This is a genomic window from uncultured Phascolarctobacterium sp. (assembly GCF_958349595.1).
Taxonomy (GTDB): domain Bacteria; phylum Bacillota; class Negativicutes; order Acidaminococcales; family Acidaminococcaceae; genus Phascolarctobacterium.
Genome location: NZ_CATWDQ010000014.1, coordinates 1 through 13,854, shown reverse-complemented (window position 1 = coordinate 13,854; position 13,854 = coordinate 1). Strand labels below are relative to the sequence as shown.

At 50.2% G+C, this 13,854-nt stretch carries 10 protein-coding genes and 2 riboswitches; of the genes, 1 reads left to right on the top strand and 9 read right to left on the bottom strand.

Going from position 1 to position 13,854, the window contains the following annotated elements; all coding sequences use genetic code 11:
- Positions 1-8 precede the first annotated feature (8 nt).
- From Q4G98_RS09730 to Q4G98_RS09715, 4 genes are all read right to left on the bottom strand, one after another.
- Positions 9-2,195 (bottom strand): TonB-dependent siderophore receptor, encoded by a 2,187-nt coding sequence (locus Q4G98_RS09730; RefSeq protein ID WP_298565910.1) that lies wholly within the window; start codon positions 2,193-2,195, stop codon positions 9-11.
- A gap of 161 nt (positions 2,196-2,356) precedes the next feature.
- Positions 2,357-2,528: riboswitch (cobalamin riboswitch) on the bottom strand.
- 133 nt (positions 2,529-2,661) lie between these two features.
- On the bottom strand, positions 2,662-4,830 hold the full coding sequence (locus Q4G98_RS09725) for a TonB-dependent siderophore receptor (protein ID WP_301961950.1): 2,169 nt from the start codon (positions 4,828-4,830) through the stop codon (positions 2,662-2,664).
- A 163-nt stretch (positions 4,831-4,993) separates the two neighbouring features.
- Positions 4,994-5,165: riboswitch (cobalamin riboswitch) on the bottom strand.
- A 411-nt stretch (positions 5,166-5,576) separates the two neighbouring features.
- Positions 5,577-6,248, bottom strand: a complete 672-nt coding sequence (locus Q4G98_RS09720; protein WP_298565913.1) for an ABC transporter ATP-binding protein — start codon at positions 6,246-6,248, stop codon at positions 5,577-5,579.
- Entirely contained in the window at positions 6,241-7,020 is a 780-nt protein-coding gene (locus tag Q4G98_RS09715) for an ABC transporter ATP-binding protein (protein ID WP_301961949.1), read from the bottom strand. The genes Q4G98_RS09720 and Q4G98_RS09715 overlap by 8 nt, the downstream gene beginning before the upstream one ends.
- Here Q4G98_RS09715 and Q4G98_RS09710 point away from each other — a divergent pair.
- A complete protein-coding gene (locus tag Q4G98_RS09710; protein WP_301961948.1) occupies positions 6,998-7,159 on the top strand; it encodes a hypothetical protein in 162 nt (53 codons plus the stop codon). The genes Q4G98_RS09715 and Q4G98_RS09710 overlap by 23 nt on opposite strands.
- Positions 7,160-7,161: 2 nt before the next feature.
- On the opposite strand, the gene Q4G98_RS09705 is transcribed toward Q4G98_RS09710, so the two are convergent.
- From Q4G98_RS09705 to Q4G98_RS09685, 5 genes are all read right to left on the bottom strand, one after another.
- Positions 7,162-7,986, bottom strand: a complete 825-nt coding sequence (locus Q4G98_RS09705) for an ABC transporter permease (protein ID WP_298565353.1) — start codon at positions 7,984-7,986, stop codon at positions 7,162-7,164.
- Positions 7,983-8,924: an ABC transporter permease gene (locus tag Q4G98_RS09700; protein WP_177560952.1), complete on the bottom strand. Its 942-nt coding sequence runs from the start codon at positions 8,922-8,924 to the stop codon at positions 7,983-7,985. Before Q4G98_RS09700 ends, Q4G98_RS09705 begins: the two co-directional genes overlap by 4 nt.
- Positions 8,921-10,483: an ABC transporter substrate-binding protein gene (locus tag Q4G98_RS09695; protein WP_298565357.1), complete on the bottom strand. Its 1,563-nt coding sequence runs from the start codon at positions 10,481-10,483 to the stop codon at positions 8,921-8,923. The genes Q4G98_RS09700 and Q4G98_RS09695 overlap by 4 nt, the downstream gene beginning before the upstream one ends.
- A 23-nt stretch (positions 10,484-10,506) precedes the next feature.
- Positions 10,507-11,334, bottom strand: a complete 828-nt coding sequence (locus Q4G98_RS09690) for a bifunctional 2-polyprenyl-6-hydroxyphenol methylase/3-demethylubiquinol 3-O-methyltransferase UbiG (RefSeq protein WP_298565359.1) — start codon at positions 11,332-11,334, stop codon at positions 10,507-10,509.
- Between the two features lie 68 nt (positions 11,335-11,402).
- A complete protein-coding gene (locus Q4G98_RS09685) occupies positions 11,403-13,616 on the bottom strand; it encodes a TonB-dependent siderophore receptor (RefSeq protein WP_301961947.1) in 2,214 nt (737 codons plus the stop codon).
- Between the last annotated feature and the right edge of the window lie 238 nt (positions 13,617-13,854).

Below are 13,854 nucleotides of genomic sequence, written 5' to 3'. Positions count from 1 at the left end.
AAGTAAAATTACAGGTCGAACTGAGCGGAGAACATAAAGGTTCTGGGCATTGATAAACCAAAGGTGGATGAACCGCCTCGGCCCATCCAGTAGTCTTTATCAGTGAGGTTATAGCACATAGCACTGAACTTTACTGGAACAGTATTGATTTTTGTTTTGTAGTGTACTCCCAGGTCGAAGGTCACATAAGAGGGGATTTCGTATTTCCCCTTACTGCCGGTATCTTCAATGAAAGCCTTATCATTCCAAACAGCGCGGCCGACAATGCCCCAATTTTTATCAGGTGTATATTCTAAGCCCAGAACTCCGCTCCATTTAGCGGCGCCGGTTACAAACATACCGTCTTTTAAGCCTTCTTTAGTGTTTTCACGCTTGGCGTTAAGGTACATTAAGCCGCCTGTAGCAGTCCATTTGCTGGCCAGCTTACCATTTACAGTCAATTCCAGGCCTTTGTATCTGTTTTTACCGTCGTCCACTGTAGTCAGCTTATTGCCTGGCGCATCGATATCATATCTGTTGGCTTCGTCAATATCAAAATAGCTGAAGGTAGTAAGGATGCCGGCATTTGCATATTTGATGCCGATTTCAGTTTGCTTGCTTTTTACAGGATCAAGCGTAGCATTTTTATTGGTGTATTTATCGTCGTTTTTGACAACAGCACCTCTGGAAAAGCTTTCGGTATGTCCGGCGTAGAAAGCAAGATTATCAACCGGTTTATAAGTGATGCCGTAAGTAGGCAAGGTATTATTATTGGTAAAAGATTTTCCTCCGGTCAGGTTTTCAAAGTTTTCATGCTTACGGGAAGCGGCCAGCAGGAGTGACGCTTTGCCATATTCCAGAGTATCGGCAATAGTGATACCGACGTTGGTTTCTTCCCACTGTGGTTTGGCAGAGCCAAAATTTTCCAGTTGATAGTTATCAGGAAAGATAATACCGTCGTATAAATTGCCAAGAATCGTCCCTCCGTTAGGGTCGTATGATTTGCTGTTGTTCCAGTATTTGGCCCAGGAACGGTCGACTGCGAGTGCTAAATTGTGTTTTACGGCACCGGTCATTACTTTGCCGGCAATACCGATCTGCGCGTAGACGTTTTTCCCCGATTCATTTTGCTGATTGAATTGATTACCTGTAAAATTGCCGTTTTCATCAAATTTTAAAGCGGAACCCTGATTATCTTTATTGCCGCTTCTTCTGGATTGACCGAAATTGGCAAACCAGGACCAGTCCTCATTCATTTTTTGTTCATGGTTGAGGGTCATTAGATAACCGTGAACATATTTAGTGGTGCCGCTGAAATCATAGTTCTTTTTTGAATCCGGTGCTCCCGGTAGGGAATCGCCTTTGTAGGCAGTGGTTGGTTTGAATTGAAACCAGCGCTGGCCACCGTTGACCCGCAGGTCAAAATAGCCGGCAAACAGGTTGGTCGTGCTTTTTTCTCCTTTGTGGTCCAGATTGAAAAACAGGTTTTTTTCATTTTTTTCAGCACCCGGCAAAGAAAGGCCGCCGTCCATATATTCAGCGTTGACCCGCAGACCCCATTCACCGTTTTTGCCGAAGCGTCTGCCGATGTCGATATACTCGCCGGCATTACCTCTGCCGGAAAAGGTCTGCGTGTAGCTGGTGATCGGTTTGGCGGTTGCTTTTTTGGTAACGATATTGATCGTACCAGGAGCAGGCGTAGCGCCGCTGTTGGTACCGTTGTTAGACATGCTGACGCCGTTGACACCGGCGTTGGGGCCGGAGGTAATATCGATCCTGTCGATGATATGCGAAGGCGGGGTTGTGAATTGATAAAATAAGCTGGGGATACCGTTCAGCATCATGTGGTTGCCGTTCATATTGATACCGCGCATACTGAAGTCGGTATACATTGGTGAACTGGTGCTGGAACGTATCGAAGGATTGTTCTGCAGGACATTGGCAAGCGGTTGGCTGGGATCATCAAATAACGCTAATGTTTTCTGAGTCATGCTCATTTCCGAATATGGAATATCAAGTACGCTTTTGTCGCCCAGGATACCAAGCTTGGCCGTAGTACGAACCAAGCCGCCCGGCAGGGCGTCCCTGTCTGCTTCGACGATCACTTCGTCGAGGTCGTGCGTCATGGTTTCTTCGGCGCTGGCAGGCAACACGAAGCCAACGCTGGCAATAGTACATAATACTGCCATTGCTAAAAACTTTTTGTTTACATTCATCAAATAAACACTTCCTTTAAGTTTTTTATCTGTAATTGTGTTGACTGAGCTGTCCGAGTTTCGCGTGTCAAAACAATCAAGAACAAAAAAAGACGCTTTTCTGCACATAAAGACAGAAAAGCGTAAATAACTTTTGACGCTCTGACCTGTCGTTCGCAGGATGGAGTGGAGTGTAATCAGGCAGTTCTTCTGGCTCTGCTTCATCGCTTACCTCGTCTTCCCGGTTTCCCAGTGACGTTTTGAGGCTTGCTCGGCATTACAGCGGCGGGACCGCATCGGCTTTTAACCGATTTCTCTGTTAGGCAATAATGCACCTGATTATGAATATTCAATTAGCAAATAAAATACCTTGAAAAGATAAATAAAATTAACTTTTGTTTTGTATTATAGCACTTTGCCCCCCCCCCGCAAGCAAAAGTTTTCTGTAGACGTATAAAAAGAAGGGCCTTTTTAACTTTCAGCAGGCTCAGATGTCGAACTCGGCAGACATATAGATAGTTCTGGGAGTGGATGCATAGATCTGATCACCGCGCGATACCATCCAGTAATCTTTGTTAGCGAGGTTATAGCACATCAGTGATAATTTGGTGGGGATACTGTTGATTTTGGTTTTATAGGTCACGCCCAGATCGAAAGTCATATAAGAGGGCGCATAGAAATGTCTGCTGCTGTCAGTGTTATATAAAGGGCTGCTGCCAGTATACAAAGCCCGGCCGATAATGCTGAAGTTTTCGTCAGCCTTGTATTCCAGTGCCGCAGAACCGCTCCATTTGGGTTGTCCGGACTCCTGTACGCCATCTTTAGAGCCTTTGACGGTTTTTTCGTATTTGGCATCCATATAGGCAATGCCGGCCATTACGTTCCATTTGGAAGCGATAGCGCCGTTGAAGCTGAGCTCGATGCCGCGGTGCTTGACTTCGCCGTCCTGACGGAAGAAGTCTTTGCCACCGGCAGGATTAGTGACAGCGATATTATTGGCCTGCTTGATGTCGAACAAAGCCAGCGTCGTCAAAAATCCTTTGTTCAAATATTTTACGCCCAGCTCACTTTGCTTGGTTTTAGAAGGCGGCAGGATCTCGCCGGCATTTTCATAGGTGCTGCCGGCAACGGCGCCCAGGTCGAAATTCTCCGAATGGCTGCCGTACAGCATAATTTTCTCGTTGGGATTATAGGTCAGGGCATATGTGGGGCTGGTAGCGTCCGACGTGACCGAGGAAGTCGCCTGTCCGGTCGTAGGGCTGTAGGAGGTGGAAGTGCCCTGATGCTTATGCACGCCTAAAACGGCGCCCCATTTTTCATATTTCAGGCTGTCAACAAAGGAAATGCCCCAGATACTGGTCTTATTGTTCAAATAGGTTTTGTAGCTGCCGTCGGGCATTCCGGTCTGGTCGATCGCGCCGGTATAAATATTGCCGGTGCCCAACTGGCCAAAGCCCGAGTAGCCCAGCGGCGTGCTGGCGTCGCGGTTGCGCCAGGCTTTGTCGATCGCCAGCGTGGCTTCATGCTTCACAGCGCCAGTCGCAAATTTGCCGGAGGTGCCGATCTGCGCGTAGTAGGCTTTTTGCGGCGTCGCCGACGACTGGTAATTCAGGTCATAGTTGCCGGCGTCGTCTTTGATAGTGAAAGCGCTGTTTTGACCCATGACGTTTTTATTCAGCTTATTGTTGTTCAGGCCGCCGTTAAAGAAGAGCTTCCAGTCATCATTCAGCTTTTGTTCGTGGTTCAAAACCATGAAGTAGCCGTAAGCGCCTTTTTCCATACCGTCAAAGGCGTAATTTTTGCTGCCGTTGATAGTGCTGGGGAAATTTTTGACGTTAGGGCCGATCTTGAACCAGCGCATACCGTTTTTAATATCAATATCCCTGTACCCGGCCAAAAAGTTGGTAGTGCTTCTGTCATCGCGGTGGTCAAGGTTCATATAGATGCCTTTGGCTTTGATGTCGGTTTTATCAACAGAGGTTTCGCCGTTCAAAAGCTCGGTGTTGATCCGCAGTCCCCAGGCTTTGTCTTTGCCGAAGCGGCTGCCAAGATCCAGGTATTCGCCGAAGGAACCTTTGCCGGAAAAAGTTTGTTTGTAGCGGAACAGCGGCTGCTCGCCTGCTTTTTTGGAGATCAGGTTGATAATGCCGCCAGCAGTCGAGGATTCGTACTGGACGCCGCTGCCGCTGATACCGGTATTGGGGCCGGCGGTGACGTCGACCCTTTCAAAGGCCGCCATCGGCACGTTGAACTGCGTCAGCATCCCATGGACGCCATTGACGTACATACTGGTGCCGTTGGCCCGGAAGCCGCGGATAGTAAAATCGTTGTGCAAAACGCTGCCGGCCTGCCTGATAGCGGGGACGCCGACTAAAATATTATCTAAGGGCTGCGTCGGCCCGCCAAAAAGATCTAAAGTTTTGGCTGAGATATTTGTCTGGCTGAAAGGAACTTCCATAATACTTTTATCGCCTAAAATACCGATGCTGCCTTTGGTTTTGACAAAGCCGCCGGGCAGGGCATCTCTGTCGGCTTCGACGATGACTTCGTCCAGATCGTGCGTCAGTGTTTCTTCCGCACCGGCCGGCAGTACAAAGCCGACACTGGCAATGGCGCACAGCACGGCCATTGTCAAAAATTTTTGCTTCCCATTCATCTTGTTCAACACTTCCTTTTAGTTTTTTATCTGTAATTGTGTTGACCGAGCTGTCCGAGTTTCGCGTGTCAAAACAATCAAGAGCAAAAAAAGACGCTTTTCTGCGCCTAAAGGCAGAAAAGCGTAAAACGACTTACAACTCTCTGGCCTGTCGTTCGCAGGATGGAGCAGACTATGATCAGGCAGTTCTTCTGGCTCTGCGTCATCGCTTGCCTCGCCTTCCCGGTTTCCCAGTGGCATCGTGAGGTTTGCTCGGCATTACAGCGGCGGGACCGCATCGGTATTGCACCGATTTCTCTGTTAGGCAATAATGCACCTGATCACTTATATTAGATTAAATAGAAATTTATAAGCTGTTGAAAATTTAAATTACGTGATGTATTATAGCATTCGTCACATTCCTTAGCAAGTAAAAGTTTTTAATAAGAATGTTATAACAACTTTAAAGCAATATATATAAGCATAAAAGAAATTAAAGCTGGCGCTGGTTTTGCTGCTGCTGCTTGCTTAGTGCATAACAGCATGGTTTTTTAAGAAACGTAGAGCATATATCCTATTGGGAATAAATACTTGCCTGTCTGATGAAAATATTAAACTTTCGCTTTGTATTATAGCATTTTGCCCCCCCCCCGCAAGCAAAAGTTTTCTGTAGACGCATAATTTGAAAAATTAACAGTTAAAGGGCAAAAAAATACAGCGTCCGGGTTGACCGGACACTGTGGTAAAATTGTTAGGTGATATATTTGTCAAACGAGTTTGCCGCCGCGCATTTGCAGCTGACGGTCACACATATAACGGATCACATCGTGATCGTGGGAGATAAAAAGAAAGGCCATCTGCTGCTGTTGTCGGATACTTTTTAACAAATGCAGGATCTGCGCCTGCACGGAAATATCCAGCATCGAGGTCGGCTCGTCTAAAATCAGCAGCTGCGGTTTGAGCAAAAGTGCCCGGGCGATGCTCAGGCGCTGTACTTCGCCGCCGCTGACCTGATGCGGATAACGGTCCAGCAGTGCTGGTGACAGCTTGACTGTTGACAGGGCAGATTCAATGATCTCGCTGTTGTCAGGCAGCCCGAAGATCTGCAGTGGTTCACGCAGGCTGGCGCCTAACTTCAGCAGCGGGTCAAAAAAGCTTTCTGGCCGCTGCGAGATAAACTGTACCTGCTGGCGAAAGGGTTTCAGCTGTGCCTGTGACAGCGTGGTCAGGTCCTGCGACCGGAAGATGATCCGCCCGCTGTCTGCCGGCAGCAGCCGCAGCAGGATTCGTGCCAGCGTGCTTTTGCCGCAGCCGCTGGGGCCCATCAGTCCCAGCGCTTCGCCGGACTGGATCGTAAGGCTGCAGTTTCGCAAAACGTCGTAGTGCTTGCCGCTGCTGCGGTCCCAATATTTTTTGGAAATGTCTACAGCTTCAAGCATAGAGGAAGCACCTCACTTTCGCAGTGCCGCTGTCATAGACCGGCGGCACTGCCTGCAGGCAGCGTTCATGGCAGCTGGCGCAGCGCGGCGCAAACCGGCAGCCGGGCAGTTCCTCCTGCGGTAACGGCGGCAGTCCCGGCAAGGGCTGAAAGCCGTTTTCCGGCAGGGCGGCCAGAAAGGCCTGCGTATAGGGATGCCGCGGGTCTGTGAGGACCTGAGGGCCGTATTCGACGATCTGTCCGGCATACATCACGGCGATGTTGGCACAGATAGAGCGTGCCAGCTGCAGGTCGTGGGTGATGATGAGCATACCCAGCTGCTGGCCGGTTTTTATTTTCTGCAGATTTTCATAAACAACGCCGCAGGCTGTTTCGTCCAGTCCTTTGGTCGGTTCATCGGCCAAAAGCCAGTTGGGAGAGCAGCAAATGCTCATGGCACACAGTACGCGTTGCAGCATACCTCCCGAAAGTTCGTGCGGATAGGCGGCAAGCACGCGTGCGGCGTCAGGTAGTCCGAAGAAGTCCAGCAGCTGTTGTTTGCGCTGATCGGTTTTATCCCTGATCCCGGCGGTCTGCAGAATGTCGTCAAACTGTCTGCCGATACGGCGCAGCGGGTTGAGAGAGTCGCCGGGATTTTGAGGTATGAGGGCGATTTGCTGACCGTAAAAACCGGGCAGGGCAGTGTTGTCTGCCAGAATATCCGTGCCGCGGTAAAAGATGCTGCCGCTGCGGGTGACATAATCAGGCAGGATGCCTAAGACTGCCTGCCCCAAAATCGCCGATGATCCCGGTGATCTGGCCGTGGCGGAAACAGATGTCGACGCCGTCGACGGCCCTAACCAGGCCGCCGGGAACGGGAAAGTGCACGTACAGCTGCTGCAGCGTCAGGTCAAGCGTGGCTGTGGAGTTTAAAGTTACCATTTGCGCACCTCGCTAAAGCGTACATCCAGCCTGTCACGCAGAAATTCGCCCAGATTGTTGATGGCATAGATCAGGAAAAAGATGCAGGCGCCGGGAATCAAAATCAGATGCGGCGAACTGCGGTAATATAAAACGGCGTCGCTGACCATCACGCTCCAGTCAGGCGTCGGCGGCTGTACGCCCAGGCCGAGAAAGCTGAGTCCGGCGATAGAGAGGATGCCGCGGCCTACCCTGATCGTGAAGAGGATCAGCAGCTTGTTGACGATATTGGGAATGATGTGGCGCAGCAGCAGCCGTCGGTCGCCGCAGCCCAGACAACGCAGCCCTTCGATGAAAGGCTCTTCTTTAAGCTGCATCACTTCGGCGCGCACGATGCGGGAAAAACCGGCCCAGGAGGTGATGACCAGCGCCAGCACCAGACTTTTGATGCTGGGACCGAAAATGCCGGCGATAGCGATCATAAAGCAGCTGCCGGGGATACCCTGAAAAATATTGCTCAGGATCGTGAAGAAAAGATCCAGCTTGCCGCCGTAAAAACCACAGCAAAGACCGATCACAAGTCCGACGCCAAGCGAAAGGACCGCAGAGGCCAGTGACAGCAGGATCGAGGCCCGGCCGCCGTAAAGGATGCGGCTGAACATATCGCGCCCCAGTGCGTCCGTACCAAAAAAATGCTGCCAGGAGGGCGGCTGCAGCCGGCTTGCCATATCCGGCTCAAAGGGATTGTGAGTTACCAGGAGCGGGGCCAGCAGGCTGGTGCCGATGATGAGCAGCAGGAGGCCGGCGGCGCAGTAAAATTGCAGGTTTGATTTTTTCATGACCGCTCACCCAGCTTTACCTTGGGATTGAGATAGGCGATCAGCAGATCGACCGCCACCATTACCAGGATCAGAGTGCAGCCGCTGACCAGAACGTAAGCCTGCAGCACCGGGTAATCACGGTAACGGATCGCTTCCAGCGCCATGCTGCTGATACCGGGGATCGCAAAAATACTTTCGGCGATCACGGAGCCACCCAGAACGCTGGCAAAATAATTGCCCAGCAGGGCGATAACGGGGATGATGGCATTAGGCAGGGCATAGCGGGTGAGCAGATTGACCTTGCTGATGCCGCGTGCTTTGGCTACCAGAAAATACTGCCGGCCGAATTCGGTCAGCAGAGCGCCGCGCATAAAGCGGCAGACTGTGGCCAGCGTGGCAAAGGCCAGAACGAAGGCCGGCAGCAGAAAATATTTCAGGCTGCCGGTGCCGCTGGTAGGCAGCCAGCGCAGCTGCTCGCTGAAAACAAGGATCAGGACCAGCGCCAGCCAGAAGCCGGGGATCGAGAGCATGATATTAGTCAGGCTTTTGACGAAATTATCAAAAAAACTGCCGCGGTAAACAGCGCAGACGCTGCCCAGAAAAATGCCGCCTACACCGGCCATTACAAGTGCCAGCACGGCCAGTTCCAGCGTTACGGGCAGACGCTGCATGATCTCGGCGGCGATGTCGCGTCCGGTGATATAACTGGTGCCCAGGTCGCCCTGCAGAACGCCCAGCAGCCACAGACCGTAGCGCAGCCACAGCGGTTTATCAAGGCCCAGCTCGGTACGCATGGCCGCTATTTGTTCTTCTGTGGGGGCATACAGTCCGTCCTGGTTCAAAACGAATTCGGCAGGATCGCCGGGCGATAAAACGCCCAGAATAAAGGCCAGCAAACTGATGCCCAACAGTACTGGTACGGCAGTCAGGAGCCGTTGGCAGCAATATCTGATCATGGGTCGCTCAACTCGATTCTTGCTAAATTAACGCCGTAAACCAGCGCGTCGTAATTTTTTAAGCGTTTGCTGTAGGCCACGATGCTGCGATCATTGAACAGCGGCACTACAGGCTGGTCTTTTATGGAAATCAGCTGCAGCCGGTCATAAATGGCGCGGCGTTTAGCTTCATCGACGCAGTGCTTGGCCTCCTGCAGTAAAGCGGCGACCTCGGGATTGGCATAGCCCAGGCAGCTGATCTTATTGCGGCTGCCGTCAGGCATCATAAAGGTGTAAAAAATGCTGTAAGGATCGCCGTTGGGCAGGCCCTGCTGCACACGGGCCATATCATAATCGCCCCGGCGCATCTGCCGGGCCATGGTGGCGTATTCCAGCGACTGGATCGTCACATCAAGGCCAATCTTTTGCAGCCAGTAAGCGATCAGTTCGGCTTCGCCCTTTTGCAGCGGTTCGCCGCCGTTGATACAGTAGACGACCTCACAGCGCTTGTCGCCCAACACCTCGCGGGCCAGACTGCGCGCTTTGGCAGGGTCGTATTCCACCGGATGATCCTTATAATAAGGACTGGTATAGTTCAAAATATTGGCAGTCGGCTCGGCATAATTCAGATATAACGCCTGCACCAGATCTTTTCTGTCGATCGCCAGGCTGACGGCCTGACGCATCCGTACATCGTTAAAGGGAAATTTGCTGCCGTTCAGGGCCAAAAAGCGGATCATCGTTGATTTATTGGTCGAGATAGCAAAACGGTCGTCCTGTTTGATCTCCTCCGCCAGAAAGGGCGGAATAGCGTTGATGTCCAGCACACCTGCGATCTCGCCTGCCTTTAAGGCCGCATAGCGGACGTCGGGATTGGGGATGTTCCTGACGATGATCTCAGGCACATGGGCCTTGTCACCGTAATAGGTGTCGCTGCGGGTCAGCCTGACATATTTGTTCAGCACGTTTTCCGTGATCTTATAAGGGCCTGTGCCGATAGCAAAGCCCTGAAAATTGCCGTCGGGGGCAAAACATTCCGGGGCATAGACAGGGCTGCCGAAATCGATCATTTTGTAAAGCTGGTTGACGTTGGGCTCGGCAAAAAGAAACCGCAGCGTATAGTCGTCGATTTTTTCGTAACGCAGCAGCGAAGGATAAAAGGTTTTGATGTCCAGTCCGTAAAAGGAAGAACGCTTGACGCCTAACTTCATCCGTTCAAAATTTTGGATAACGGCATCGGCGTTGAACGGGCTGCCGTTATGAAACTGCACACCCCGGCGCAAATGGAAGATCCATTCTTTACCGCCGTCCTTCATTTCCCAGCTTATGGCCAGGCTGGGCTTGGGCCGGCCGTTTTCGTCCTTGGTGATCAGCGGTTCCCAAACACCTAAAATCTTGCTGCAATAATAACCGTCCTTTTCGCCGGGGGCCAGGTGCCGGCCGGCGGCCAAAACGACGGCGCTGCTGTCTGCTGTGATATTTTTTTCCTGATCTGCGGCAGTTGGCTGCGTGCCGCAGCCGCCCAGTAAAAGTACGGCGGCCGTGAGCAGCAGCAACAGCGGCTTACAAAAATGCTTCATAGTTTCATCTTTTCATCCCAAATTTATTTTTTTACCGAAATAATAACAGTGGTTCGCGGCTGGCTGATTTGCTGGGCGGAGTCCTGCATAAGGGCCTGCTCTTGAAATCTTCGCAGCAGCGGTTCCCTGTAGGTCAAAAAAGTTTTTTTACTTAAATCATAGCACATCTCTTGTGATACTGCATCTATATCAGTAAAAGATTTTATTTTAGTGTAATGTAAAAATTCTACGTCGGCCTGTATTCCCTGCTGCCATAAAAGCAGGGGCAGCAGCTGATAATCCGGACATTCAGCGCAGTCGAGGCCGCAGTCCCGGTACAGCCTGTAGAAGAAGGGACGCTGGATAGTGCGGACAATGATGAAGCCGCGCCGGCTGTAAGCGTTCATTTTGTGCAGTGCGGCTGCCATATCGCGGATGCGGTAGAGGGAGTTGACGCTGACGATATAATCGAACGCTGCGTCGGTTGTAAAATCTTCCCATTTGCCGGACTGGGTCTGAACATTGCCGATACCTTCGGCAAGCAGACGCTGCTGCAGTACGGCCAGCATGGCCGGTGAAAAATCCAGCCCCAGGATATTTTTTGAATAACGTGCCATCAGCGCAGTAAAATTACCGCTGCCGCAGCCGATCTCCAGAATGCTGTGACCGCTGCCCAGCAACTGCTGCAAACGCTGGGATATCAGCGGTGTATCGTGATTAAGGTTGTATTCTTCAGTGTAACGCGGAGCCAGCTTGACCCAGAAATCACTTTCGACCCGGTCGTCAAATTTGCGGCCGCTTTTGTCAGAAATATTCCAGCCCATTGTTTCCTGCCAGACGGCATTGAAATCGATGTCAGTAAGTTTAAGCATAAATACCTCATGATAAAATGCAAGAGGGTACCGGAAAGCACCCTCTTTAAACATTGCAAGATAGAATTTTAAATGTCGAAGGTTGCTGAAAGCATCAGCGTGCGTGGACTGGATAAATGCAGTCCGCTGCCATAGGCGATCCAGTAATCTTTACCGGTAATATTATAACACATAGCGCTTAAAGTTACAGGAGTGCTGTTGAATTTGGTTTTGTATTTAACTCCCAGATCGTAAGTGACATAAGAAGGAACAGTCCATTTTATATCATTGCTGGCAGGGAAAATAGGCGTAGAACCAACATAAACAGCTCTGCCGATGATGGACCAGTCTTTATCGGGGTTGTACTGCAAGGTAGCAACGCCGGTCCATTTAGGGATACCGGCAACGCTATAACCGTCATAGGTGCCTTTTTCAGTTCTGGTCCTGGTTGCGTCAAGATACATCAAGCCGCCCATGATGTTCCATTTATCGTTCAGACGGCCGTTTACGGATAACTCGATGCCTTTATATTCATTTTCGCCATCTTGAGTATACCATTTTTTAGTAAAGTCATTATTGTAGACGGTAATGTTGTTTGCTTCTTTATTTTGGAAGAAAGCCAGAGTCGCAAGGAAACCTTTGTTTTCATATTTTACGCCGATTTCATTGGATTTTGCTTTGGAGGGGGACATAATATCTCCCTTATTTTCATAATAGAGGTTATTGTTGTCTTTATTTTCCGATACCCGTTCGCCGCTGTCGAAAAATTCAGAGTGACTGGCATATAATGCGATATTTTTATCCGGCTGATAGACAAAGCCAAAAGCAGGGCAGGTAGCGTCGGATTTGACAGAGGTAGCTTTTACAGCGCCTTTACTGGGATCAGAATAGGAAGTGGAAGTAGCGTTATGCTTATGTATGCCCAGCAATAGCTGCGATTTACCCAATTCCATGGTGTCCATCAGGGAAACGCCCCAGAAACGTGCGGAGCTGCTGTGGTAATTTTCGAAGTCTGGAATCGTAACGCTTTCATTGGGATCGACGCCGGTAAAGATGTTGCCCCCTAAACCTGTGAAGTTGGTCAAGCCTGTGCCGCCTACTACACCGGTCCAGGATTTAGACCAGGACTTATCGGCAGCAAGGACCAGGTTATGTTTGACAGTGCCGGTTTTGAATTCGCCGTTGACGCCGATTTGTCCGTAATATTTATGTGAAGGGGTACGTCTGGTGAAATACCTGCCGGCGTAAGTCCCGTCGTCATTAGTAATGGTCAATTTACTGCTCAGGCCGGTAATATTCTTTTTCAGGTTGCTGTGCGTCCAGCCGCCGTTAAAGAATACTTTCCAGCTGTCGTTAAGTTTCTGTTCATGGTTCAGAACCATGATCGTGCCCTCATGGACTTTATCCATACCGGGAAAGCTGTAATTGTTTTTAGAGTTGGGTGCAGACGGCAGGTGAGTAAGTTTGCCTGCTTTAATGCTTGCCGCATCCAGCCCAAACCAGCGCATACCGTCTTCTACTTCATAATATTGATAACCGATAAGAAAATTGGTTTTACTTTTATCATCCTGATGATCGATATTAGCAAAAAAACTCTGAGAGTTTTTATCTGATTTATAGTGAGTTGGATTGCCGTTCATGAATTCGGCGTTTACCCTGATGCCCCACTCATTGTTTTTGCCGAAGCGGCGGCCTACGTCAAGCGCTTCGCCGAAGCCGCTTTTTCCGGAGAAGATTTGCCTGTATCTGGTTACCGGAACATCTGGAGCTTTAGCGGTAGTCATATTGACAACTGCGGCAACGCCTGTGCCTTCACCTGCTGGGAACGAGCCGGAAATGGCTTTATTGGGTCCGGCGGTGATTTCAATGCTTTCAGCAGCGAAGGCCGGCACCATAAATTGACCAAGCATACCGGGAACGCCGTTAAGATAGAAGAAAGAACCATTGGTAGATTTGCCTCTGACAGAAAAATCACCGTGCAGCATGGTGCCGGTCTGGCGTACAGAAGGCATATTGACCAGTACGTTGTCTAACGCCTGGTTAGGCCCGCCGAAATCTTCGATATTTTGTTTGGTAAAATTCATTTGTGTATAAGGAACATCCATAACATCTTTTGTACCGAGAATACCGACGTTGCCTTTGGTTTTGACATATCCTCCCGGCAGAGCGTCTTTGTCAGCTTCGACGATGACTTCGTCCAGATCGTGCGTCATGGTTTCCTCAGCGGCGGCAGGCAGTACGAAGCCGACGCTGGCAACGGCGCACAATACCGCCATTGCTAAAAATTTCTTGTTTCCATTCATCAAATAAACACCTCGTTAAATTTTTGTGGATTTTGGCAGTCTTTACCCGGCACACGTTAAGCAGTATGCCAGGTATTGTTTTAAAGCAGTATAATAAAGCTGATCTGTTGAGAGTCGGTCAGTTAAATGTCGAACTGCGCTGACAGCATCATTGTGCGCGGCGCTCCGAGCGCTACGGACGTGCCGCGGGAGATCCAGTAATCTTTGCCCAAAACGTTATAGCACATAGCAGTCAAAG

Coding starts and splice junctions, on each gene's coding strand:
- Q4G98_RS09730 (WP_298565910.1), bottom strand. CDS start 2,195: ATGAATGTAAACAAAAAGTTTTTAGCAATGGCAGTATTATGTACTATT.
- Q4G98_RS09725 (WP_301961950.1), bottom strand. CDS start 4,830: ATGAATGGGAAGCAAAAATTTTTGACAATGGCCGTGCTGTGCGCCATT.
- Q4G98_RS09720 (WP_298565913.1), bottom strand. CDS start 6,248: ATGCTTGAAGCTGTAGACATTTCCAAAAAATATTGGGACCGCAGCAGC.
- Q4G98_RS09710 (WP_301961948.1), top strand. CDS start 6,998: ATGCCTAAGACTGCCTGCCCCAAAATCGCCGATGATCCCGGTGATCTG.
- Q4G98_RS09705 (WP_298565353.1), bottom strand. CDS start 7,986: ATGAAAAAATCAAACCTGCAATTTTACTGCGCCGCCGGCCTCCTGCTG.
- Q4G98_RS09700 (WP_177560952.1), bottom strand. CDS start 8,924: ATGATCAGATATTGCTGCCAACGGCTCCTGACTGCCGTACCAGTACTG.
- Q4G98_RS09695 (WP_298565357.1), bottom strand. CDS start 10,483: ATGAAGCATTTTTGTAAGCCGCTGTTGCTGCTGCTCACGGCCGCCGTA.
- Q4G98_RS09690 (WP_298565359.1), bottom strand. CDS start 11,334: ATGCTTAAACTTACTGACATCGATTTCAATGCCGTCTGGCAGGAAACA.
- Q4G98_RS09685 (WP_301961947.1), bottom strand. CDS start 13,616: ATGAATGGAAACAAGAAATTTTTAGCAATGGCGGTATTGTGCGCCGTT.